At 64.6% G+C, this 22763-nt stretch carries 20 protein-coding genes; 6 read left to right on the plus strand and 14 right to left on the minus strand.

The features are described 5' to 3' along the window. Positions 1-27: 27 nt before the first annotated feature. The 7 genes from hflX to HG549_RS22960 all read right to left on the minus strand — a co-directional run bounded on the left by hflX (position 28) and on the right by HG549_RS22960 (position 7325). Positions 28-1329 carry a ribosome rescue GTPase HflX gene (hflX, locus tag HG549_RS22930; protein ID WP_170033016.1) on the minus strand — a complete coding sequence of 434 codons (1302 nt, stop codon included), beginning with the start codon at positions 1327-1329 and terminating at the stop codon, positions 28-30. A 12-nt stretch (positions 1330-1341) separates the two neighbouring features. Beyond that, positions 1342-1602, minus strand: a complete 261-nt coding sequence (gene hfq, locus HG549_RS22935; RefSeq protein WP_015272006.1) for an RNA chaperone Hfq — start codon at positions 1600-1602, stop codon at positions 1342-1344. 94 nt (positions 1603-1696) lie between these two features. Beyond that, a complete protein-coding gene (gene miaA / locus HG549_RS22940; RefSeq protein ID WP_170033017.1) occupies positions 1697-2668 on the minus strand; it encodes a tRNA (adenosine(37)-N6)-dimethylallyltransferase MiaA in 972 nt (323 codons plus the stop codon). A 1-nt stretch (position 2669) separates the two neighbouring features. Next, positions 2670-4565, minus strand: coding sequence for a DNA mismatch repair endonuclease MutL (mutL, locus tag HG549_RS22945; protein WP_170033018.1), 1896 nt, complete (start codon positions 4563-4565; stop codon positions 2670-2672). Beyond that, entirely contained in the window at positions 4562-5992 is a 1431-nt protein-coding gene (locus HG549_RS22950) for an N-acetylmuramoyl-L-alanine amidase (RefSeq protein WP_170033019.1), read from the minus strand. The genes mutL and HG549_RS22950 overlap by 4 nt, the downstream gene beginning before the upstream one ends. 11 nt (positions 5993-6003) lie before the next feature. Next, positions 6004-6462: a tRNA (adenosine(37)-N6)-threonylcarbamoyltransferase complex ATPase subunit type 1 TsaE gene (tsaE, locus tag HG549_RS22955; protein ID WP_189665780.1), complete on the minus strand. Its 459-nt coding sequence runs from the start codon at positions 6460-6462 to the stop codon at positions 6004-6006. 2 nt (positions 6463-6464) lie between these two features. Further along, entirely contained in the window at positions 6465-7325 is an 861-nt protein-coding gene (locus HG549_RS22960; RefSeq protein ID WP_170033021.1) for an NAD(P)H-hydrate dehydratase, read from the minus strand. Between the two features lie 65 nt (positions 7326-7390). On the opposite strand from HG549_RS22960, the gene queG reads away from it, so the two are divergent. Then, a complete protein-coding gene (gene queG, locus HG549_RS22965) occupies positions 7391-8455 on the plus strand; it encodes a tRNA epoxyqueuosine(34) reductase QueG (RefSeq protein ID WP_170034311.1) in 1065 nt (354 codons plus the stop codon). A 139-nt stretch (positions 8456-8594) separates the two neighbouring features. On the opposite strand, the gene HG549_RS22970 is transcribed toward queG, so the two are convergent. Together HG549_RS22970 and orn are read right to left on the minus strand one after the other, a co-directional pair. Beyond that, positions 8595-9206 (minus strand): trimeric intracellular cation channel family protein, encoded by a 612-nt coding sequence (locus HG549_RS22970; protein WP_170033022.1) that lies wholly within the window; start codon positions 9204-9206, stop codon positions 8595-8597. 100 nt (positions 9207-9306) lie between these two features. Next, the gene (gene orn, locus HG549_RS22975; protein WP_170033023.1) at positions 9307-9849 is read right to left on the minus strand and encodes an oligoribonuclease; all 543 of its coding nucleotides are present in this window, start codon (positions 9847-9849) and stop codon (positions 9307-9309) included. Between the two features lie 145 nt (positions 9850-9994). Between orn and rsgA the strand changes: the two genes are divergently transcribed. Next, entirely contained in the window at positions 9995-11026 is a 1032-nt protein-coding gene (gene rsgA / locus HG549_RS22980) for a small ribosomal subunit biogenesis GTPase RsgA (protein ID WP_170033024.1), read from the plus strand. Positions 11027-11202: 176 nt separating this feature from the next. Here the strand turns inward: rsgA and motB are convergent, their stop codons facing one another. Together motB and motA are read right to left on the minus strand one after the other, a co-directional pair. Then, positions 11203-12216: a flagellar motor protein MotB gene (motB, locus tag HG549_RS22985; RefSeq protein WP_170033025.1), complete on the minus strand. Its 1014-nt coding sequence runs from the start codon at positions 12214-12216 to the stop codon at positions 11203-11205. Positions 12217-12219: 3 nt separating this feature from the next. Then, the gene (gene motA / locus HG549_RS22990; RefSeq protein WP_170033026.1) at positions 12220-13071 is read right to left on the minus strand and encodes a flagellar motor stator protein MotA; all 852 of its coding nucleotides are present in this window, start codon (positions 13069-13071) and stop codon (positions 12220-12222) included. A gap of 130 nt (positions 13072-13201) precedes the next feature. Here motA and HG549_RS22995 point away from each other — a divergent pair, with 130 nt between their 5' ends. From HG549_RS22995 to asd, 3 genes are read left to right on the plus strand one after another with little or no spacing between them, the layout of a single operon-like run. After that, positions 13202-14737, plus strand: coding sequence for an HDOD domain-containing protein (locus tag HG549_RS22995; protein ID WP_170033027.1), 1536 nt, complete (start codon positions 13202-13204; stop codon positions 14735-14737). 44 nt (positions 14738-14781) lie between these two features. After that, on the plus strand, positions 14782-15591 hold the full coding sequence (locus HG549_RS23000; RefSeq protein WP_170033029.1) for a rhodanese-like domain-containing protein: 810 nt from the start codon (positions 14782-14784) through the stop codon (positions 15589-15591). 9 nt (positions 15592-15600) lie between these two features. After that, the gene (asd, locus tag HG549_RS23005; RefSeq protein WP_170033031.1) at positions 15601-16464 is read left to right on the plus strand and encodes an archaetidylserine decarboxylase; all 864 of its coding nucleotides are present in this window, start codon (positions 15601-15603) and stop codon (positions 16462-16464) included. Positions 16465-16612: 148 nt separating this feature from the next. Here asd and serB read toward each other — a convergent pair whose 3' ends face one another. After that, entirely contained in the window at positions 16613-17827 is a 1215-nt protein-coding gene (gene serB / locus HG549_RS23010) for a phosphoserine phosphatase SerB (RefSeq protein ID WP_170033033.1), read from the minus strand. 134 nt (positions 17828-17961) lie between these two features. Here serB and HG549_RS23015 point away from each other — a divergent pair, with 134 nt between their 5' ends. Then, positions 17962-19419: an AhpA/YtjB family protein gene (locus HG549_RS23015; protein WP_170033035.1), complete on the plus strand. Its 1458-nt coding sequence runs from the start codon at positions 17962-17964 to the stop codon at positions 19417-19419. 202 nt (positions 19420-19621) lie between these two features. Here the strand turns inward: HG549_RS23015 and HG549_RS23020 are convergent, their stop codons facing one another. Together HG549_RS23020 and parC are read right to left on the minus strand one after the other, a co-directional pair. Then, a complete protein-coding gene (locus HG549_RS23020) occupies positions 19622-20332 on the minus strand; it encodes a membrane integrity-associated transporter subunit PqiC (RefSeq protein WP_170033037.1) in 711 nt (236 codons plus the stop codon). A 172-nt stretch (positions 20333-20504) separates the two neighbouring features. Next, positions 20505-22763, minus strand: a complete 2259-nt coding sequence (gene parC / locus HG549_RS23025) for a DNA topoisomerase IV subunit A (RefSeq protein WP_170033039.1) — start codon at positions 22761-22763, stop codon at positions 20505-20507.

The raw sequence follows: 22763 nt of genomic DNA on the forward strand, positions 1-22763 counted from the left end.
CTGCTGCCCGGCGACCTCGACGAGCATTTATTGCAAAGTGTGTTGCTCGACAAACACTTGCGGCTCCATGCCTTCGCGGCTGACCAGGCGATTCAGTTCCACCCTGGGCAGTCGCACGCTCAGCAGGCTGCGCCCTTCTTCATCATGCGCTTCACTCTGCACGGCACCCAGGGCAAAGAATTGCGCGCGCAAGCGGGCAAAACGCTGCTCCAGACACAGGGTACCGACAAACAGATCATCCCCCAGCAACTCGGCAATCGCCTGGCCGACCAGCTCCAGGCCACGCCCATCGCGTGCCGATACCCAGACCCGCTCAGGCTTGCCATCGGCATTGCGCTGGATCTGCGGCTCGACATCTTCGAGCAAGTCGAGTTTGTTATACACCTCGAGGATCGGCAACCCTTCGGCACCAATCTCGCCCAACACCGCCAGTACCTGCTCGATCTGCTCCATGCGCTCTGGCTCATGGGCGTCGATCACATGCAGCAACAGGTCGGAGTTGCTCGACTCTTCGAGCGTAGCCCGAAATGCCTCGACCAGCTTGTGCGGCAGGTGGCGAATGAAACCCACGGTGTCAGCCAGCACGATCGGCCCCAGGTCGTTCAGTTCGAGCCGGCGCAGGGTCGGGTCGAGGGTGGCGAACAGCTGGTCCGCGGCATATACCTCGGATGCGGTCAGGGCATTGAACAGCGTGGATTTGCCGGCGTTGGTATAACCCACCAGCGACACCGACGGGATATCCGCGCGCTTGCGCCCGCGACGCGCCTGCTCACGCTGGCTGCGCACCTTTTCCAGGCGTGACTTGATCTGCCGAATACGTACCCGCAACAGACGGCGGTCGGTTTCCAGCTGGGTTTCACCCGGGCCGCGCAGGCCGATACCACCCTTCTGCCGTTCAAGGTGGGTCCAGCCGCGAACCAGCCGCGTGCTCATGTGCTCGAGCTGGGCCAGTTCGACCTGCAGCTTGCCTTCATGGGTACGCGCCCGCTGGGCGAAGATATCGAGGATCAGCCCGGTACGATCGAGCACACGGCACTCGAACACGCGTTCGAGGTTGCGCTCCTGACTGGGCGTGAGGGTGTGATTGAAAATCACCAGGTCTACCTGTTCGGCATGGACCAGGTCGTGCAACTCCTCGACCTTGCCAGTGCCAATCAGGTATTTGGCGGAAGGCTGATGCCTTGACACCGTGACCAGCGAGACGATGTCGGCACCGGCCGACAATGCCAGCTCCTGAAACTCCTGCGGGTCTTCGCGCGCCTCAGGGTTCTGACCTTCCAAGTGAACGAGCAACGCCCGCTCACCACCACCGTGGCGCTCAAAGAACAATGCAGGCTCCTATCAGGCGTTGCCTGGCTCGCTGTCGCCGTGATCGGAATCGGACGGGCTTGGCAGGCGAACCGGACGTGCAGGAACCACGGTCGAGATGGCGTGCTTGTAGACCATCTGGCTGACGGTGTTCTTCAGCAGTACCACGAACTGGTCGAAGGATTCGATCGAGCCCTGCAGTTTGATGCCGTTGACCAGGTAAATGGATACCGGGACCTTTTCTTTTCTCAAGGTGTTCAAGTAAGGGTCTTGTAGCGAATGCCCTTTTGACATATGCCGCACTCCTGTAAGGATCAATAATAGAAAATCAAGAAAATCGATAAATTAGGCCGCCCCTTCGCAAGAATAGACGGCAATCAGCAGGGACTCAGCTCAATATGGAGATGGCCCCGAGGTATTTCAAGGTGCGGGACAGATTGTCGCAGGCCAGGCTGTCAAGCCAATGCACTTCAGGCCAGCCACGCAACCAGGTGAACTGCCGCTTGGCCAGCTGCCGGGTAGCGATGATACCGCGTTCACGCATCTCATTCTCAGTCAGCTTGCCGTCAAGGTAGTCCCAGACCTGCCGATATCCCACTGCCCGTATAGACGGCAGCCCGGCGTGCAAGTCACTTCTGGCTCGCAGCGATCGGACCTCCTCGACAAAGCCCTGTTCCAACATTTGCGAAAATCGTAACGCAATTCGCTGATGCAAAATGTGACGATCTGTAGGAGCAATCGCCAAACTCGCGACAGTATAGGGCAAATGTCCGCCAGCGCCTGCGTCTGCGCCGCGACTTTCCGCGAATTGACGCTGGCGATGGACTGTCATGCTCTCGCCGCTCACCCGGTACACCTCCAGCGCCCGGATCAACCGTTGCGGGTCGTTGGGGTGGATGCGCGCCGCCGACTCCGGGTCGACTTCGGCCAGCTGGCGATGCAGCTCGGCCAGGCCCAGGGCCTCGGCCTGGGCTTCCAGCTCGGCACGTACCGCAGCATCGGCGGCCGGCATGTCGGCCAGCCCCTCGAGCAATGCCTTGTAATAGAGCATGGTGCCGCCGACCAGCAAGGGGATCTTGCCGCGGGCAGTGATTTCAGCCATGGCCTCCAGGGCATCGGCCCGGAACTGCGCAGCCGAATAGCTCTCGGCCGGATCGCGAATGTCGATCAGCCGGTGCGGGTAGGCCGCGAGGATCTCCTTCGAAGGCTTGGCCGAGCCGATGTCCATGCCGCGGTAGACCAGCGCCGAATCGACGCTGATCAGTTCACAGGGCAGGACCTTGGTCAGCTCGATGGCCAAGTCGGTCTTGCCGGCTGCCGTAGGGCCCATCAGGAATATTGCAGGGGGCTTGCCGCTCATGTCATCGACCGCGCAGGAAGAGTTTGTCCAGGTCGTCCAGGCCCATCTGGGTCCAGGTGGGACGGCCGTGGTTGCACTGGCCACTGCGCTCGGTGTTTTCCATGTCGCGCAGCAGGGCGTTCATCTCGGGGATCGCCAGGCGCCGGTTGGCGCGCACCGCGCCGTGGCAGGCCATGGTGCCGAGCAGCTCGTTCAGGTGCGCCTGGATACGGTCGCTGGTGCCGTACTCCATCAGGTCGGCGAGCACATCCTGCACCAGGCGGTTGGCCTCGGCCTGCTTGAGCAACGCCGGGATCTGGCGGATCGCCAAGGTCTCGGGGCCCAGGCGCTGCAGCTCGAAGCCCAGGCGCTGGAACCACTGCGCGTGCTCTTCGGCGCAGTCGGCTTCGCGCTGGCTCAGGGCCAGGGTCTCGGGCACCAGCAGCGGCTGGCCACTGAGGCCTTCGCTGGCCATGGCCACCTTCAGGCGCTCGTACATGATGCGCTCGTGGGCCGCGTGCATGTCCACCAGCACCAGGCCGATGGCGTTCTCGGCCAGGATGTAGATGCCCTTGAGCTGGGCCAGCGCGTAGCCCAGCGGGGGAATATCGCCCTGGCTTTCGGGCAACGCCGACGCCGCGACCACACCTTCCTCCAGCGGCTTGTAAAACTCGCGATACACCGCCTGCGCCTCGGCGGCCGGCAGCGCTTGCGCGGGCCGCGGGGTGTACTGGTACTGGTAACCTGCGCCGCTGCCGCCGGCATATGACTGCTGCGGGGCGCGTGGCTGTTCGAGCACCGGCGAGGCCAGGCGCATTTCGCCCTGTGGGCCGAATTCACCGGCCAGCGGCCCGCTGGGGCGGATGATCTCGGGCACGGCGGCAGGCGCGGCCAGCTGGTCTTCCGGGCGCACGTCGGCCAAGGCGCGATGCAGGGTGCCATAGAGGAAATCATGCACCGAGCGCCCTTCGCGGAAACGCACTTCATGCTTGGTCGGGTGGACGTTGACGTCGACGCCGTTGGGCTCCAGCTCCAGGAACAGCACGAAGGTCGGGTGCCGGCCATTGAACAGCACGTCACGGTAGGCCTGGCGCACGGCGTGGGCGACCAGCTTGTCGCGCACCGCACGGCCATTGACGAAGAAATACTGCAGGTCGGCCTGGCTGCGCGAGAAGGTCGGCAGGCCGACCCAACCCCACAAGCGCAGGCCGTTGCGCTCTACGTCGATCGGCAGTGCCTGCTCCATGAAGCCCGGGCCGCAAATGGCGCCTACCCGCCGTGCACGGGCGGTTTCGTCGTGGGCTTCGTGCAGGCTGAGAATGCTCTTGCCGTTGTGGCGCAGGTGGAAGCCGACATCGAAGCGCGCCAGTGCCAGGCGCCGGATGACTTCCTGCAGGTGGTCGAATTCGGTTTTCTCGGCCTTGAGGAACTTGCGCCGCGCCGGGGTGTTGAAGAACAGGTCGCGCACTTCCACCGACGTGCCGACCGGATGCGCCGCTGGCTGCACCCGGGGAGTCATGTCGCGGCCTTCGGTTTCCACCTGCCAGGCTTCGCTCGCACTGGCGGTTCGCGAGGTCAGGGTCAGGCGTGCCACCGAGCTGATCGAGGCCAGGGCCTCACCGCGGAAGCCCAGGCTCAATACCCCTTCGAGGTCTTCCAGCTCGCGGATCTTGCTGGTGGCGTGGCGGGCCAGGGCCAGCGGCAGGTCATCGGCGGAAATGCCGCTGCCATCGTCACGCACTCGCAGCAGCTTGACGCCGCCCTGCTCTACTTCCACATCAATGCGTCGGGCACCAGAGTCCAGGCTGTTCTCCAGCAGCTCCTTGGCGACCGAAGCCGGCCGCTCGACAACCTCGCCGGCGGCAATCTGGTTGGCCAGCCGCGGGCTGAGCAGCTGGATGCGCGAACCGCCACTCATTGCGCGGCCAAGGTGGTGGCAGGGATATCGAGGCGCTGGCCGACCTTCAGCTCATCGCTCTTGAGGCTGTTGGCGTTGCGCAGGCTGGTCACGCTGACCTGGTAGCGGACCGCGATCATCGCCAGGGTCTCGCCAGGACGGACCGTGTGCTCACGCGGGCCTGCGGCGATCTTGCCGGTGTCGCGCAGCCAGGCAATGTAGGTGCCAGGCGGCGGGTTCTGCTGGAAGTACTGGCGCACACCGGTGTGGATCGAACGGGCCAGGGCCTGCTGGTGGCTCGCGGTAGCAAGCTTGGCGGCTTCGTTGTTGTTCGAGATGAACCCGGTTTCAACGAGGATCGACGGGATGTCCGGCGACTTCAACACCATGAAGCCGGCCTGTTCCACACGCTGCTTGTGCAGCGAGGTGATACGCCCCATGTTGCCCAGCACCTTCTGCCCGACATTGAGGCTGGAGCTGAGCGTGGCGGTCATCGACAGGTCGAGCAATACCCCGGCGAGCATGCGGTCCTTGTCGTCGAGGCTGACGTTACCGGCACCGCCGATCAGGTCGGAACGGTTTTCCGTGTCGGCCAGCCAGCGCGCGGTTTCGGAAGTGGCGCCGCGGTCGGACAGGGCGAATACCGAGGCACCGAAGGCAGCACGGGACGGCGCGGCATCGGCATGGATCGAGATGAACAGGTCGGCGCCCTTTTTGCGGGCGATCTCGGTGCGCTTGCGCAGCGGGATGAAATAGTCGCCGGTGCGGGTCAGCTCGGCCCGGAAGCCTTTTTCGCTGTTGATCTGGCGCTGCAGTTCCTTGGCGATCTGCAGCACGATGTCCTTCTCATGCTGGCCACGCGAGCCGGAAGCGCCCGGGTCTTCGCCGCCGTGGCCGGCGTCGATGGCCACCACGATGTCGCGTTTGCCGTTGGGCACCGGCGGCAGCTTGATGGCAGGCTGGGCCGGGGTGACCGGCACGGCTGGCGTGGTTGCAGGCGCTTGCGCCGGCGTCGGTGGCGGGGTTGGCGCAGTGGCGGCGATAGCGTCGGCTTCCTGGTCGTACAGGTCGACCACCAGGCGGTTGCCGTACTGGGCATTGGGCGCCAGGGTAAAGCTTTTCGGGGTGACCGATTTTTTCAGGTCGACCACCACACGCAGGTCGGTCGGGGTGCGCTGGGCCGAACGCACGCTGCTGATCGGCGTGTTGGAGGTGGCCACGTTCAATGGCGCGGCCAGGGTCGCACCATTGATGTCGATAACCAGGCGATCCGGTGCGCTCAAGGTGAAGACGCTATGCTGCACGGGGCCAGACAGGTCGAAGACCAGCCGCGTGTTGTCTGGCGCGCGCCACAGGCGCATGCTCTTGACTTGAGTGACGGCCAGAGCGTCAACGGTCACCGTTGTCAGCAGCAGCCCAACGATGGCGACCAGTGCGCGTATGCGCATACCTACCCCACTTACTGTTTATGATGTTCGGCCAGTGCCACGCACCAGGCCTCGCCGCGAGCCCCCTGCGGCGAAAGGTTCAGCGAGCGTCCGCCCGCTTGGGGGCTTATGGTAATGGTCAGGTCAGGCTTTGGCAAAACGCCCGCACCCTTTTGTGGCCACTCGAACAGGCACAGCGGGTCGCCCTCGAAATAGTCACGAATGCCCATGAATTCCAGCTCTTCCGGATCGACCAGGCGGTACAGGTCAAAGTGGAAAGCTCGGACCTCACCGATTTCGTAGGGTTCGACCACGGTGAAGGTCGGGCTTTTCACTGCACCAGTATGGCCCAGGCCACGGATCAGGCCACGCGACAGCGTGGTTTTGCCCGCGCCCAGGTCACCTTCCAGAAAGATCACGCCGTGACCGCCGGTCACCTCGGCCAGTTGTGCGCCGAATTTGACCGTGGCCGCTTCATCGGCCAGAAACAGGTTTAAGCCAGACACGCAGAATGCTCCTCCAACAACTCTCGAATGACCGGTGCCAGATCGCTGGCGGCCAGGCCTCTACCTTTGACGCCCAGGCGTTCGCCCGCACAGGCGTGCAGCCATACTCCCAGCCCAGCGGCCTGCCAGGCATCCAGGCCCTGGGCCAACAGCGCCGCCAGCACGCCGGTCAGCACATCGCCCAGGCCGGCACCGGCCATGGCCGGGTGGCCGCGCTCGCACAGCAGCAGCTGCCCGGCCGGGTCGGCGACCAGCGTGCCAGCGCCCTTGAGCACGCAGACACTGTTGTAACGCCGCGCCAGCTTGCGCGCGGCGCCCTGGCGGTCGACCTGCACCGCCTCGGTAGAAATCCCCAGCAGCCGCGCCGCTTCCCCCGGGTGCGGGGTGAGAATGCTGCCACTGGGCAAGGCCAGCGGGGTGCGCGCCAGCAAGTTCAGGGCATCGGCATCCCACACTTGCGGGCGCTCGGCATTGGCCACCGCCGACAGCAGGCTGCGGCCCCAGGCCGCCTGGCCCAGCCCGGGGCCGACCACCAGCACCGAAGCACGCTCCAGCACCGCCATCAACTGGTTGGCCGATTCGACCCCCAGGCACATGGCCTCGGGCATGCGGGTCAGGCCGGCAGCAACATGTTCAGGGCGGGTTGCCACACTGACCAGGCCGGCACCACAGCGCAGCGCGGCTTCGGCACTGAGCAACGCGGCGCCCCCGGTACCGAGGTCGCCACCGACCACCAGCACATGGCCGAAGTCGCCTTTGTGGGCCTGTGCCTGCCGCGCCGGCAGGCGGGCGACGCTCACGCTGCTGAGCAGTTGCGGGGCATGGCTGGGGTGTTTGGTCTGCGGCATGCGGTCAAAGGCTCCAATGTCTGGCAGAATTATACGCACCTGAGCCCGTTATGCCTTGCCCATCCATGTCCGCTTGTACGCCTGACCTCGCCCAACTGGCCCAATCCATCAAGATTTGGGGCCAAGAACTCGGTTTTGCCCATGTGGGCATCGCCGGGGTCGACCTTGGCGAACACGAACATCACCTGCAACGCTGGCTCGATGCCGGCTACCAGGGCGAGATGGAATACCTCGGCGCCCATGGCAGCAAACGCGCACACCCGGAGCAACTGATCCCCGGCACGGTGCGTGTGGTATCGCTGCGCATGGATTACCTACCCGGCGACACGCAGATGGCGCAGCGCCTGGCACAGCCGGAAAAAGCCTACGTGTCACGCTATGCCCTGGGTCGGGACTACCACAAGCTGGTGCGCAAACGCGTACAGTTCCTGGCCGACCGCATCCAGGAAGCCATCGGCCCGTTCGGCTACCGCGCCTTCGTCGACAGCGCCCCCGTGCTGGAAAAGGCCCTGGCCGAGCAGGCCGGGCTGGGCTGGATCGGCAAGAACACGCTGTTGCTCAACCGCAAGGCAGGCAGCTACTTCTTCCTCGCCGAACTGTTCGTCGACCTGCCGCTGCCGGTGGACGAGGCCACTGCCAGCGAGCATTGCGGGCGTTGCCAGGCCTGCCTGGACATCTGCCCGACCCAGGCATTCGTCGGGCCCTATGTGCTCGATGCGCGGCGTTGCATCTCCTACCTGACCATCGAGCTGAGGGGGCCGATCCCGGTCGAACTGCGCGCCAAGATGGGTAACCGGGTGTTCGGTTGCGATGATTGCCAGATCGTCTGCCCGTGGAACCGCTTTGCCAGGCCCAGCCAGGAGCAGGACTTCCAGCCACGCCATGGCCTGGAAAACGCCGAACTGGCCGAGATGTTCCTGTGGGATGAACGGACCTTCCTGCGCAAGACCGAGGGCGGGCCGCTGCGCCGGGCCGGGTACGAGCGCTGGTTGCGCAACCTGGCGGTGGGGCTGGGCAATGCGCCGTCGACGATCCCGGTGATCGAAGCCTTGAAAGCGCGGCGCGAGGATGCCTCGGAGCTGGTGCGCGAACACGTGGAGTGGGCGTTGGCGCAGCACGGCGTTCAATAGCAAACCAGCCCCAGAGCTTACGCCACCCTTGTGGGTGCGGGCGTGCCCGCGAATCAGACAACGCGGTGGATGGCACCGGCTCTGCCGGTGTTCGCGGGCACGCCCGCTCCCACAGGGGCCATGTTGTGCCAGGACTGCGTTACTGCTGGTCGTTGTAGTGGAACTTGGGCATTTCCCAGTGGAAGCGGATCGCCAGCAGGCGCAACAGGAAGCCGCCAAACAACGTCAGCAGCATCGCCTGCTCCGCCGGCACCTTGAAGTACACGCAGCCTAGGTAGAACCAGGCCGCCGCAAACGAGACACTGGCGTACAACTCGCGACGGAACACCAAGGGAATGTCGTTGCAGAAGATGTCCCGCAGGATTCCGCCAAACACCCCGGTAATGACCCCACTGAGGGATGCCACCAGCATGCCCTGCCCCATCTCCAGCGCAGTCATGCAGCCAATCAGGGTAAAGGCCACCAGCCCCAGGGCATCGAGCACCAGGAACAGCGAACGCAAGCGGCGCATCATCGGCGCGATGAAAATGGTCAACAGCGCTGCACAACTGGTCAGTACCAGGTACTCCGGGTGCTTCACCCAGGTCAGCGGGTAGTGCCCGAGCAGCACGTCACGCACCGAACCGCCACCCAGGGCGGTGACGCAGGCAATCAGCACCACGCCGAACCAGTCCATGCCGCGACGGCCGGCAGACAACGCACCGGTCATGGCTTCGGCGGTGATGGCAATCAGGTAGAGCATCAACAACATGGCGCGGGGTCCGTGCGGGCAGGCGATAAAGGCGCGCAGTCTAACCAGTTGCACATGGCACCAAAAGGGGGCGCAGAGAGAATATCTGCGCCTTTTCGACTCACAGCTTGATGAAGTGCTCGCGGTAGTGGCGCAGCTCGGCGATCGATTCGCGGATGTCGTCCAGCGCCAGGTGGGTGTTGCCTTTCTTGAAGCTGTCACGTACCGATGGCGCCCAGCGTGCAGCGAGCTCCTTCAAGGTCGAGACGTCCAGGTTGCGGTAGTGGAAGTAGTTTTCCAGGTTGCGCATGTGGCGGTAGAGGAAGCGCCGGTCCTGGCAGATGCTGTTGCCGCAGATCGGCGACTTGCCTTTTGGCACCCACTGTTCGAGGAAGGCGATGGTCTGCGCCTCGGCTTCAGCCATGCCCACCTTGCTCTCGCGCACGCGCTGGGTCAGGCCCGAAGCGCCATGGGTGCGGGTGTTCCACTCGTCCATGCGTGCCAGCACTTCATCACTGTGGTGGATGGCGATCACCGGCCCTTCGGCCAGGGTGTTCAGCTCGCTGTCGGTAACGATGGTGGCCATCTCGATGATGACGTCGCTGTCCGGATCCAGGCCGGTCATTTCCAGGTCGATCCAGATCAGGTTCTGTGGGTTTTGCATGCAGGGGCTCCTCGTATAGGCGTTCATAGTAGCGTAGTGGCCAGGGCGCGCCCATTCACGGCACGAAGGCCAGCGAAATGATCCGCTGCCTGGCGTGCTAAACTGCCTGCCGTTTTCAACCCGCCCCACCACGCACGGAACCTTCATGGCCAAACGCCAGCTCAACCGCCGCCAGAACTGGCGCATCGAAAAAATCCAGAACGAGCGCGCCGCGCGTGCGGCCAAACGCGAGCAACACGTGTTGCAGGAACTGGAGGGTGGCGACCTGGGGCCGGAGCAGTTGGGCCTTGTGATCGCGCACTTCGGTGTGCAGGTAGAAGTGGAGGCCCAGGACGGCGAAGCCGCAGGCCAGGTGTTCCGCTGCCACTTGCGCGCCAACCTGCCGGCACTGGTCACCGGCGACCGGGTGGTCTGGCGCGCGGGCAACCAGGGCATCGGCGTGATCGTCGCGCAGATGCCGCGCAGCACCGAGCTGTGTCGGCCGAACAACCACGGCCAGTTGAAGCCGGTGGCGGCCAACGTCGACCTGATCGTGATCGTCTTCGCTCCCGCTCCCGAACCGCACCCCAACCTGATCGACCGTTACCTGGTCGCGGCGGAGCACGCCGGCATTCGCCCGCTGCTGCTGCTGAACAAGGCCGACCTGATCGATGAGCAGAACGGCCCGGGCCTGCAGGCGTTGCTGGAGGTCTACCGCGAGCTGGGCTACCCGCTGCTGGAAGTATCGGCACACCAGGGTGACGGCATGCAACGCCTGCAGCAGATGCTCGACGGCCACATCAGCGTGTTCGTCGGCCAGTCGGGGGTGGGCAAGTCGTCGCTGGTCAACAGCCTGCTGCCGGACGCCGGTACCCGCGTCGGCGACCTGTCGGAATGGTCTGGCCAGGGCACCCACACCACCACCACCGCGCGGCTGTACCACTTCCCTAATGGCGGGGACCTGATCGACTCACCGGGCATCCGCGAATTCGGCCTCGGCCACGTCAGCCGCAGCGATGTGGAAGATGGCTTCATCGAGTTCCGCGACCTGTTCGGCACCTGCCGCTTCCGCGATTGCAAGCATGATCGCGAACCGGGCTGTGCGCTGCTCAAGGCGCTGGATGAGGGGCGCATCAAGCCGCAGCGCATGAGCAGCTACCGCTCGATCATCGCCAGCCTGCCGGAAGACGCCTACTGACCTGCCCGCTCCCGCAGGTACTACACAAGGCTCAAGGGCCACGCCAATCCTGTGGGAGCGGGCGTGCCCGCGAAGCAGGCACCGCGGTGGTTGGCACGGGCTTCGCCCGTGTTCACGGGCAAGCCCGCTCCCACAGGTTCCGCGCTTGCTTGAGCTACAGCGCGATCCTGTAGGGTTTACTGCTCCTTGGCCTCATCCATCTTCAACGTCCCCTCTTCGAAGATGTTCAGCTTCTGGCGCAGTTCACGCGGCTGCATGGGTGCCTGCTCGGCCCCCCCTGGCACAGCCGGTGCCGCAGCGGCCGGAGGTGTAGGCTCGGCAGCCGGTGCTTCTGGCGCGCCCTGCTCACCCTCGATGTTGCGCTGGGCCTTCTTGGTCAGCACGATGATGTCGATGCGGCGGTTGACCGGGTTGAACGGGTTGTTGCGGTCGAACAGCGACGACGAGGCATACCCCACCACGCGCGCCACCTGGCCATCCGGATAGCCACCGGCCACCAGCGCACGACGCGCGGCGTTGGCGCGGTTGGCCGACAGCTCCCAGTTGCCGAACTCACCGCTGCCTGCATACGGCTTGGCATCGGTGTGGCCGCTGATGCTGATCTTGTTCGGCACCGCCTTGATGGTGTCGGCCATGGCCAGCAGGATGTCCTCGAAGTACGGCTGCAGGCGCGCGCTGCCGATGTCGAACATTGGCCGGTTCTCGGCATCCATGATCTGGATGCGCAGGCCGTCCTGGGTGATCTCGAACAGGATCTGGTCCTTGAACTTCTGCAGCTGCGGGTTTTCCTCGACCTTGTTCTGCAGCTCCTGCAGCAACAACTCCAGACGCTCACGCTCGACCTGCTCGGCCATGGTCTCGACCTGGTCCTTGTCCAGCTGGATGCTGGTATCAGGCGTCGGCTCGGACTTGGCTTCGGGGTTGATGGTCTTTTCCGGCGCCAGCTGCGGCGAGCCACCCAGGTCGATGATGTAGGGCGTACCGCTTTCCGAGAAGCCGATCGGGTCCTTGAAGTAACCGGCGATGGCGATCTTCTGTTCCGGCGTGGCCGTGGACAACAGCCACAGCACCAGGAAGAACGCCATCATCGCCGTGGCGAAGTCGGCAAAGGCGATTTTCCAGGCGCCGCCGTGATGGCCGCCGCCATAGCGCTTGACGCGCTTGACGATGATGGGCTGATTGTTCTCCATGACTCAGCGACCGCGAACCGCTTGTTCCAGTTCGGCAAAGCTTGGGCGGTGCTTGGGGTACAGCACCTTGCGCCCGAATTCCACCGCCAGCGAAGGCGGCATGCCCGAGGCCGAGGCCACCAGCGAAGCCTTGATCGATTCGTAGAGGTTCAGTTCTTCCTTGGCATCGTGCTCCAGGCACTTGGCCAGCGGGCCAAAGAAGCCGTAGGCCGCCAGAATACCGAAGAAGGTACCTACCAGCGCCGCACCCACATGGAGGCCGATGGAGGCCTGGTCACCCTCGCCGAGCGAGGCCATGGTCACCACGATGCCCAGTACCGCCGCAACGATACCGAACCCTGGCATGCCGTCGGCGATGCCATTCACCGCATGCGACGGGTGCTCGAGTTCTTCCTTCATGCTCAACAGCTCCATGTCGAACAGGCCTTCGAGCTCGTGCGGCGCCATGTTGCCGGTGGACATGATGCGCAGGTAGTCGCAGATGAATGCGGTCATGCGCTCGTCGCCCAGCACTGTCGGGTACTTGGCGAAGATCGGGCTGGCTGCTGCATCCTCGATGTCGGCCTCGATGGCCATCATGCCTTCACGACGGCTCTTGTTGAGGATCTCGTACACCAGGCCCAGCACTTCCAGGTAGAAGGCATGGCTGAAGCGCGAGCCGAACATCTTCATCGACTTCTTGATGACGTGCATGGTCATGTAGCCAGGGTTGGCCTGCAGGAATGCACCGAAGGCCGCACCGCCGATGATCAGTACTTCGAACGGCTGGATCAGTGCCGCGATCTTACCGTGGGAGAGTACGTATCCGCCGAGCACGCTCGCGAATACGACGATGATGCCGATAATTTTAGCCATAGGTTCAAAGCACTTGCTGTCGTGGTCAGGGGAAGAGACGGGAGCCTGAAAACTCTTCTTCTACTTATCGGCAGAACTGCGCCAGACTATAGCCACTCATTGCGAAAAGCCAGTTCGGACTGATGTCAAAATGACAATTGAAACCAAGGTGCCCGCTCAGGCCCCACGTACGCTAGAGGCCTGGGTAAAGCTGCTCGAGAGTATTCGCATCCCCGTGCCGAAGCACAGCTACGACCGGGTCATGAACGCCATCCACGATAGCCGCCGCTCGCTGCGCGATATCGCCGAACTGATGCAGGATAGCCCGGCACTGGTGCTGTCGGTGATGCGCGAAGCCAATCACCCCACCAATGCCAGCCTCGCCGAACCGGCCGAGAGCCTGGAAATCGCCCTCAACCGCCTCGGCCTGGAGCGCAGCGAACAGCTGCTCAAGCGCCTGCCGGCGGTGCCCGTCGAAGAGATCCCACCGGTACTGTGCCAGTTCCAGCTGATCAGCCAGCACGCCTCGCAGCAGGCCAGCGGCCTGTTCGCCAGCCGCCTGGCACGGCTGTGGCAGGAAATCCACTGGGGCAGCCTGCTGTTCCTGTCGCCACTCTGGCCGCTGGCGCTGGCCTACCCCAAGTTGCTCGACACCTGGGAACTGCGGGTTATCCACAAGGGCGAGGACGCCGCTCATGTCGAGCAGGAGCTGTTTGGCGTGCGCATCCTCACGCTGTGCCAGGCCATGGCAGAGTACTGGCGCCTGCCACAATGGGTGACCCAGGGTTACCACCTGCTGCTGGACGAGCGCGAACAACTGGCCCAGGTGCTTGCCATCGCCCGCGACCCGGACCTGCTCAGCCAACAGCATCGCCTGGACGCCGAGCCCGGCCTGCGCCGCTGGTTCAACCAGCCGGCCAACACCGTGCTGCTGGCCAACAACCTGGCCCTGGCGGCGCAGGTGGGCTGGGACAACCCGCACCTGCTGCGCTGGCAGCTGTTGACCGCGCTGTACCTGCAGACCTCGCTGGAAGACGTGCAGCAGCAGGTGCACCAGCAGGCTGCGGCGAGTGCGCGCCGCCACGCCCAGCACGCCCTGTTCCACCCGGCCGAAGCGCTGATCTGGCCTTGGCACCAGCGCCGTCCGCACCCGGACATGCTGGCACCACCACCGCCCAGCAACGACGAACTGACGCGCTGGCGCAAGCTGTGCCAGCACCTGCTGGCCCAGCCCAGCCCGTTCACCAACAGCGTGCACCTGGCCACCCAGGCCCTCGAGGCCCTGCTGGCCTGCGGCATGCAGCGCGTCCTGCTGCTGAGCCTGGACAAGGCCAGCGATCAGCTGCGTGTGCAGCAGTTCGCCGGCCTGCCCAAGGAGGCCGGGGCGCTTGCCCTGCAAGTGTCAGCGAACAAACTGCTGCAAAAGCTGCTGGCCCAGGCCGGCCAATTGCGCATCACCCCGGAAAACCACAGCCAGCTCTCGGCGTTGCTGCCGGCCCCGCTGCGGGCGTTGTTCAGCAGCGAGCACGCACTGCTACGCTCGTTGGCGGTCAATGACCAGGTGCTGATGCTGGTGGTGGCCGACCAAGGCAGCCGACCCTTGGCCGATGTCAGCGTGCAAGCCTTCGGCAAGACGGCACAATGCACCGAGCGAGCGCTGTCGCTGTTCGCCAACCGCAAGGCCTGAGCCTTGCGCTACAATCGCCCCTCTTTCCACACTGGAGACCGTGGATGACTGACTTTTCCGGCCTGCCGTTGGTGATTGAAGCCGCAGACCTGCTGCCACGCCTGGATTCGAAACAGCTGATCCTGGTCGACCTGAGCAGCAGCAACCGCTATGTCAGCGGGCATATCCCTGGCGCACGCTTCGTCGAAGGCAAGCGCACCCAGCTCGGCCAGTCGCCTGCGCCCGGCTTGCTGCCGGCCCAGGCCGATCTGGAGAGGCTGTTCAGCGAACTCGGCCACCGCGACGATGCGGTGTATGTGGTCTACGACGATGAAGGTGGCGGCTGGGCCGGGCGCTTCATCTGGCTGCTCGATGTGATCGGCCACAAGCGCTATCACTACCTGAACGGCGGCATCCAGGCCTGGCCGGCCGACAAGCTCTCCACCGAAGTGCCCGCCAGTGCTAATACCCCCGTGCAGCTGCGCATCGACACGGCCCCCACAGCCACCCGCGAGTACCTGCAAAGCCGCCTGGGCGCGGAAGACCTAGTCATCTGGGATGCTCGTGGCCCGCAGGAATTCCGCGGCGAGAAAGTACTGGCAGCCAGGGGCGGCCACATTCCCGGCGCGATCAACTTCGAGTGGACAGCCGGCATGGACCTCAACGACCACCTGCGCATCCGCCCGGACATCGCCGAAGTCCTGCTGAACCTGGGGATCACCCCCGACAAGGAAGTGATCACCCATTGCCAATCCCACCGCCGCTCCGGTTTCACCTACCTGGTGGCCAAGGCCCTCGGCTACCCACGCGTCAAGGCCTACGCCGGCTCGTGGAGCGAATGGGGCAACCACCCGGACACGCCTGTAGAAGTTTAAGGAACCTGCATGAAATCCCGTTTGTTCATCATCAGCCAGTACCTGCTGCCGCACCATCTGCTGTCGCGCCTGGCCGGCTGCATCGCCGAATGCCGCGTGCGCTGGTTCAAGGATGCCTTTACCGCCTGGTTCGCCAAGCGCTACCAGGTGAACATGGCCGAAGCCCTGGTCGAAGACTTGAGCGCCTACGAGCACTTCAACGCGTTCTTCACCCGTGCCCTGAAGCCAGGCGCGCGCCCGCTGGATGAAACCCCGGGTGCCATCCTGTGCCCGGCCGACGGTGCCGTCAGCCAGCTTGGCCCGATCGAGCACGGCCGCATCTTCCAGGCCAAGGGCCACGGCTTCAGCGCGCAGGAACTGCTGGGCGGCGACCCGGCGATGGCCGCGCCATTCATGGGCGGCGAGTTCGCTACCATCTACCTGTCGCCAAAGGACTACCACCGCGTGCACATGCCGCTGGCCGGCACCCTGCGTGAAATGGTCTACGTGCCGGGCCGCCTGTTCTCGGTCAACCAGACCACCGCCGAGAACGTCCCCGAGCTGTTTGCCCGCAATGAACGCGTGGTGTGCCTGTTCGATACCGAACGCGGGCCGATGGCCGTGGTGCTGGTGGGGGCGATGATCGTCGCCTCGATCGAAACCGTGTGGGCCGGGCTGGTAACGCCGCCCAAGCGCGAACTGAAGACCTTCCGTTACGACGAAGCCAGCCGCGCGCCAATCCACCTGGAAAAAGGCGCCGAGCTGGGCCGCTTCAAGCTGGGCTCGACCGCCATCGTGCTGTTCGGGCCAGAGCAGGTGAAATGGGCCGAGACGCTGGGTGCCGGCTCTGCGGTGCGCATGGGGCAACAGTTGGCGATGCCTGCGCAGGCTTGATTGCCTGATAGAACCTGGGGCCGCTTTGCGGCCCTATCGCGACACGAGGCCGCTCCTACAGGACAGTGCAGTAGTCTGAAACTGCGAAAATCCTGTAGGAGCGGCCTCGTGTCGCGATGGGCTGCGAAGCAGCCCCAAGACTCTCGGATCAGCCGCGCGCGTCGCGGTCACGTACGCCCAGCAGGTACAACACCCCATCCAGCCCCAGGGTGGAAATCGCCTGCTTGGCCGACTGGCGTACCAGCGGCTTGGCGCGGAACGCCACGCCCAGGCCAGCCAGCGACAGCATCGGCAGGTCGTTGGCGCCATCGCCCACGGCAATGGTCTGCTCCAGCTCCAGGCCTTCTTCGCTGGCCAGCTTCTGCAGCAGCTCGGCCTTGCGCTGGGCATCGACGATGGGTTCCACGGCCACGCCGGTCACCTTGCCATCGACCACTTCCAGCTCGTTGGCGAACACGTAGTCGATACCCAGGCGCGCCTGCACCTGGCGCGCAAAGTAAGTAAAGCCACCGGACAGGATCGCGGTCTTGTAACCCAGGCGCTTGAGTTCAGCGAACAGGTTCTCGGCCCCCTCGGTCAGGCGCAGCGACGCGCCGATCTCGTCCAATACGCCCACATCCAGGCCCTTGAGCAGTGCCATGCGCTCTTTGAAGCTGGCACGGAAATCCAGCTCGCCGCGCATCGCGCGCTCGGTGATGGCCGCCACCTGCTCGCCGACCCCGGCAGCCTTGGCCAGTTCGTCGATGACCTCGGCCTCGATCAGCGTCGAGTCCATGTCGAATACCGCCAGGCGACGGTTGCGGCGGAACAGGTCGTCCTTCTGGAAGGCGATGTCGATGCTCAGTTCCTCGGCCAGGGCGAAGAAATCGGCACGCAGGGCCTGGCCATCGCTGGGCACGCCACGCACGGAAATCTCGATGGCCGCCTTGCCTTTGCCGGCGTGGGCATCCAGCGCCACACGGGCCGACAGGCGCTCGATACGCTCGATGGTCAGGCCATACTGGCTGATCACCGCACTCACCCGCTGCAGTTGTTCGGGGGTGATCTTGCGGCTAAGCAGGGTGACGATGTGGCGCGCCTCGCCCTGGCCGTCGGCCCAGTGCTGGTAGTCCGCCTCGGAAATCGGCGTGTAGCGGGCCTGCAGGTTCAGTTCGTGGGCCTTCGCCTGCACGCTTTGCAGCAGGGCGGTAGCCACTTCGTTGTCCGGGATGTCGACCAGGATGCCGAACGACAGGGTGCCGTGCATGACGGCCAGGCCGATGTCGAGGATACTCACACCGCCCTGCAGCAGGACGCCGGTGATGGCCGCAGTGAGACCGGGACGGTCCTCACCGGTGATGTTGATCAGGACGATTTCGCGCACAACCTGGCTCCGACTTCGATGAAAAATGCGCATTCTACCGATTTTCCGTGACCATCGGGCGCCAACGATACTTTGCCGACAAAACCCGGCTCGCTATACTCCCCACACTTTCATGCCATTAAGAGCCGAGCTCAGTGAACCGGCCCACGCCCGTCAAACCAGACAACTTCTTCCTGATGATCTATCGCGCCCTGAGTCAACGTCGCGTGCCACTGGCACTGCGTATCGCCTGCACCAACATCTTCCTGGTGGCGCTGGCGCTGGTGATCTACGCCTGCGTGATGGGCCTGCAGTTCAAGCAGGCCATGCACGAGCAGGCCGATGCCCTGGGCCAGAGCCTGACCACCCAGACCGCCACCTCGGCGACCGAGCTGCTGGTAGCCAACGATATCCTCAGCCTCAACGTGCTGCTGGGCAACCTGGTGAAGAACCCGCTGGTGGCCCATGCCGCCATCTACAGCGTGGACAACCGCATCCTCGCCGAAGCCGGCCAGCGCCCGCGCAACAGCCTGCTGGGCGAGGCCGAGGGCCTGTACCAGACCAAGATCACCTTCCAGGACGTGACCGCCGGGCAACTGCGCATCAGCCTGGACATGAGCCAGTTCCAACAGCCGATGCTGATCAGCTTGCAGAGCATGGGCATCCTTGCCGCCATCCTGCTGGTGCTGGCCTTGACCCTGAGCCTGCGCCAGGGCCGCTTCATCACCCTGCCGCTGCTGCAACTGCGGGTGTGGCTGCGTGACCCGCAACCCTACACGCCGGCCACCGATCGCCAGGACGAAATCGGCGATATCGCCCGCCAGTTGCACGCGCGCCTGGCCCCGCCACCGCCGCACGAGCCGGAGCCAGAGGAAGACGACGACGAGCCGTTCGATGACCTGCACGGCGATGCCCCGGCGGCAAAGGCCGCCCCACGCGCCAGGGTTGCCACCCAGGCGCACGAGGATGACGACGAGGCCTTCGCCGGCCTGCTCGACGACGACAACATGCCCAAGGCCTCGGTCGTCGAGTCCGACGAGCCGCAGTACAGTGCCGTGCTGGCCGTGCAGCTGGGTTCGCAGGAACAGCTGCGCCGCCTGCCACGCACGCGCCTGACCGAGCTGACCGAGCGCTACCGCGACTGCCTGGAGCACGCTGCTTCGCTCTACGACGGTGAAACCCACACGCTCAACGACGGCAGCACCCTGGTGCTGTTCCACAGCCGCGACTGTGGCGAGGACTACCTGACCAACGCCATCTGCTGTGGCGAGCTGCTGCGCGCCCTGGGCCATGCCCTGCAGATCGAAGTGGCGGACAGCGGCATCACCTTGCAGCTGCAATTGGGCCTGGCCCTGGGTAACGACCTGCAAGGGCTGGAACTGGTGGACCTGCTGATGGCCGAGAAGGCCCAGGACGCGCTGGCGCTGTCGCAACACAGCCGCAACCTGTTGCTGGTGGAGCGGCAGATCAGCGATGACACGCTGATTCGCCAGCGCGCCCGCATTCGCCCGATTGCCAGCCCGGAAGGCGCCTGCTGCGTGGAACGGTTGATGGAGCCCTACCCGTCGATGCTGGAACGGCAGTTGGCGCGGATGCACGAGCGCCGGGCCTGACCGGCACAGGCTGACGTGCTGTAGGAGCGGCCTTGTGTCGCGATGGGCTGCGCAGCAGCCCCAGATTCATTGGTGTCGCGAAGATTGCTGGGGCTGCTGCGCAGCCCATCGCGACACAAGGCCGCTCCTACAGGACGGCGCCAACCTTGCAGCCACAAAAAAGCCCGCAACGCAGCGGGCTTTTTTGTGGCTGGCAGTTCGATCAGAACCGATAGACTTCCATATCGGTACGAATCGGCGCAGCCATCGGGATCTTGGACTTCTCCGGAGCCTTTTTCACCTGCACCGGTGCAGCTGCCTTCTTCGGCGCCTCTTCGGCAATGGCAGGCTGGTTGGCCAACGGCTTCACTGCGGAGCTCAACTGCTCGGCCAGCTTCTGCAACAACTGGCCCTGCGCCTGCACCTGCGACGCCTCGCTGCCCTCGTGCTGCTGCTCGAGGTGAACGATGCGGTTGTCGCGTACATGGCCACGGCGGTCCAGCAGGCGCCACTGGGCGTCCAGGATGGCCGGCTGGTCCTTGCCCGAGTCCAGGCGAGTGATCGACAGCAGCACCTGCACGTCCGGAGTGAAACCGGCGGTCGCCGGCGCCAGCACCACGCGCTGGCTGTCCAGGCGCCAGGCAAGCTGGCGTACCAGCAACTGGTCGATATCTGCCGAAAGGCTACCGGCCCAACGACCGTCGGTCGCCGAACTCAGGCTGCCGTCGGCCTGACGCTGCAGGAATGTTTCGCGTTGCAGGTAATCGGCCACCGATACCGGGCCGAGCACCACGGCCATGCCTGCACTCTGCGAAGGCTGGCCAGGATCACCACTGTCAAGCTGGTACAGGGCAACCGGCTGGTGCATGGTGCACCCGCCTAGGCCCAGCAGGCCAGTCATCAACAGCGCAAATGGAAGGCGCAGAAGTTTCATCATCCCATCCAGGCGGCCGCCAACAGGCCAACCGCAGTGATACATATAAATTCAAACGGGCACACGGCCACGCCGGCACCGCAAGGGCCATATCATCCGCGAAATAACCGTCCGACTCCAGCATTTCTGCCCGGAACGGCGCTGAAATTGCCGCTCCAGACATTTCAGCCGGTTATGCCGGCACTTCCACCTGCAATCCGTCGACTCGTTGGAACCCTCGCGGCAGTTTGTTGCCGCGCCGTCCACGCTCGCCCTTGTAATGCTCGAGGTCGTCCGCTTTCAGGGATAGGGTACGCTTGCCGGCTTGCAATACAAGTGTCGCACCCTCGGCAAGCACCGCCAGATCGGTAACAAATTCTTCACGACTGGCCACTCGATCGCCTGGCACCCCGATGATCTTGTTGCCCTTGCCTTTGCCCAGCTGGGGCAGGTCGCTGACCTTGAACACCAGCAGACGGCCTTCGGTGGTCACTGCCGCCAACCAGTCCTGCTCGCGATTGGCGACCGGGCGCGGGGTCATGACCTTGGCACCGTTGGGCAGGCTGAGCAAGCCCTTGCCAGCCTTGTTCTTGGCCTGCAAGTCTTCGCCCTTGACCACGAAGCCGTAGCCGGCATCCGAGGCCACCACGTACAGCGCGTCGTCATCCGGCAACAGCACACATTCAAACGTAGCTCCGGCTGGCGGCGTCAGGCGGCCGGTCAGCGGCTCACCCTGGCCCCGCGCCGAAGGCAGGCTGTGGGCGGCCAGCGAGTAGCTGCGGCCGGTCGAGTCGATGAGCACGGCATACTGGTTGGAGCGCCCGGTGGCTGCGGCCTTGAAGCCATCGCCAGCCTTGTACGACAGGCCGGTGGCGTCGATGTCGTGGCCCTTGGCACAGCGTACCCAGCCCTTTTCCGACAGCACCACGGTGACCGGCTCGGTCGGCATCAGCTCGTTTTCCGACAACGCCTTGGCCTCGGCGCGCTCGACGATCGGCGAGCGGCGGGCGTCGCCATAGGTTTCGGCATCCTTGATCAGCTCGCTGCGTACCAGCTTGCGCAGCTTGGCATCGCTACCCAGCAGGGCCAGCAGTTTGGCCTGCTCTTTCAGCAGCTCGTCCTGTTCGCCACGGATCTTCATTTCTTCCAGGCGTGCCAGCTGCCGCAGGCGAGTCTCGAGGATGTAGTCGGCCTGGATCTCGGTCAGCTCGAAACGGGCGATCAGCGCCTGCTTGGGCTGGTCCTCGGTGCGGATGATGTGGATCACCTCGTCCAGGTTGAGGAACGCGGTCAGCAAACCTTCCAACAGGTGCAGGCGCTTCTCCACCTTGTCCAGACGGTGCTGCAGACGGCGACGAACGGTAGCGGTGCGGAACTCCAGCCACTCCAGCAGCAGCGCACGCAGGTTCTTCAGCTGCGGGCGGCCGTCCAGGCCAATGATGTTGACGTTGACCCGGTAGGTGCTTTCCAGGTCGGTGGTGGCGAACAGGTGCTGCATCAACTCGTCGACATCCACGCGGTTGGAGCGCGGGATGATGACGATGCGGCACGGGTTCTCATGGTCCGACTCGTCGCGCAGGTCGGCGACCATCGGCAGCTTCTTGGCCTGCATCTGCGCAGCGATCTGCTCCAGCACCTTGGCCCCGGAAACCTGGTGCGGCAGCGCGGTGACGACGATATCGCCGTCTTCCACGCGGTACACCGCACGCATGCGGATCGAGCCGCGGCCGCTTTCGTACATCTTGAGGATTTCTGCCCGCGGCGTGACGATCTCGGCCTCGGTCGGGTAGTCCGGCCCCTGGATGTGCTCGCACAGCTGCTCGATGCTGGCCTTGGGCTCGTCAAGCAGGCGCACACAGGCCGTGGCCACTTCGCGCAGGTTGTGCGGCGGCACGTCGGTGGCCATGCCCACGGCAATACCGGTGGTGCCGTTGAGCAGGATGTTGGGCAGGCGCGCCGGCAGCACGGCCGGCTCCTGCAAGGTGCCATCGAAGTTCGGCACCCAGTCCACGGTGCCCTGGCCGACTTCGCTGAGCAGCACTTCGGCATAGCGCGACAGCCGCGCCTCGGTATAGCGCATGGCGGCGAACGACTTCGGGTCATCCGGCGCACCCCAGTTGCCCTGCCCGTCGACCAGGGTGTAGCGGTAGCTGAACGGCTGCGCCATCAGCACCATGGCCTCGTAGCAGGCCGAGTCGCCGTGGGGGTGGAACTTGCCGAGCACGTCGCCGACGGTACGCGCCGATTTCTTGTGCTTGGCGTCGGCATCGAGCCCCAACTCGCTCATGGCATAGACGATGCGACGCTGCACCGGCTTCAGGCCATCGCCGATGTGCGGCAGGGCGCGGTCCATGATCACGTACATGGAATAGTTGAGGTAGGCCTGTTCGGTGAAGTCAGCCAGCGAGCGGCGTTCGACGCCGTCCAGGCTGAGTTCCAGTGAGTCGCTCAT

Source organism: Pseudomonas sp. SK (assembly GCF_012975065.1).
GTDB lineage: Bacteria > Pseudomonadota > Gammaproteobacteria > Pseudomonadales > Pseudomonadaceae > Aquipseudomonas > Aquipseudomonas anuradhapurensis.

Bases quoted from the DNA above. Each gene is read 5' to 3' on its own strand.
- motB (WP_170033025.1), bottom strand. From the start codon at position 12,216: ATGGAGAACAATCAGCCCATCATCGTCAAGCGCGTCAAGCGCTATGGC.
- mutL (WP_170033018.1), bottom strand. From the start codon at position 4,565: ATGAGTGGCGGTTCGCGCATCCAGCTGCTCAGCCCGCGGCTGGCCAAC.
- miaA (WP_170033017.1), bottom strand. From the start codon at position 2,668: ATGAGCGGCAAGCCCCCTGCAATATTCCTGATGGGCCCTACGGCAGCC.
- HG549_RS22970 (WP_170033022.1), bottom strand. From the start codon at position 9,206: ATGTTGTTGATGCTCTACCTGATTGCCATCACCGCCGAAGCCATGACC.
- HG549_RS23000 (WP_170033029.1), top strand. From the start codon at position 14,782: ATGACTGACTTTTCCGGCCTGCCGTTGGTGATTGAAGCCGCAGACCTG.
- orn (WP_170033023.1), bottom strand. From the start codon at position 9,849: ATGCAAAACCCACAGAACCTGATCTGGATCGACCTGGAAATGACCGGC.
- rsgA (WP_170033024.1), top strand. From the start codon at position 9,995: ATGGCCAAACGCCAGCTCAACCGCCGCCAGAACTGGCGCATCGAAAAA.
- HG549_RS22960 (WP_170033021.1), bottom strand. From the start codon at position 7,325: ATGCCGCAGACCAAACACCCCAGCCATGCCCCGCAACTGCTCAGCAGC.
- hfq (WP_015272006.1), bottom strand. From the start codon at position 1,602: ATGTCAAAAGGGCATTCGCTACAAGACCCTTACTTGAACACCTTGAGA.
- HG549_RS22950 (WP_170033019.1), bottom strand. From the start codon at position 5,992: ATGCGCATACGCGCACTGGTCGCCATCGTTGGGCTGCTGCTGACAACG.
- asd (WP_170033031.1), top strand. From the start codon at position 15,601: ATGAAATCCCGTTTGTTCATCATCAGCCAGTACCTGCTGCCGCACCAT.
- motA (WP_170033026.1), bottom strand. From the start codon at position 13,071: ATGGCTAAAATTATCGGCATCATCGTCGTATTCGCGAGCGTGCTCGGC.
- HG549_RS22995 (WP_170033027.1), top strand. From the start codon at position 13,202: ATGACAATTGAAACCAAGGTGCCCGCTCAGGCCCCACGTACGCTAGAG.
- parC (WP_170033039.1), bottom strand. From the start codon at position 22,763: ATGAGCGACTCACTGGAACTCAGCCTGGACGGCGTCGAACGCCGCTCG.
- HG549_RS23020 (WP_170033037.1), bottom strand. From the start codon at position 20,332: ATGAAACTTCTGCGCCTTCCATTTGCGCTGTTGATGACTGGCCTGCTG.
- queG (WP_170034311.1), top strand. From the start codon at position 7,391: ATGTCCGCTTGTACGCCTGACCTCGCCCAACTGGCCCAATCCATCAAG.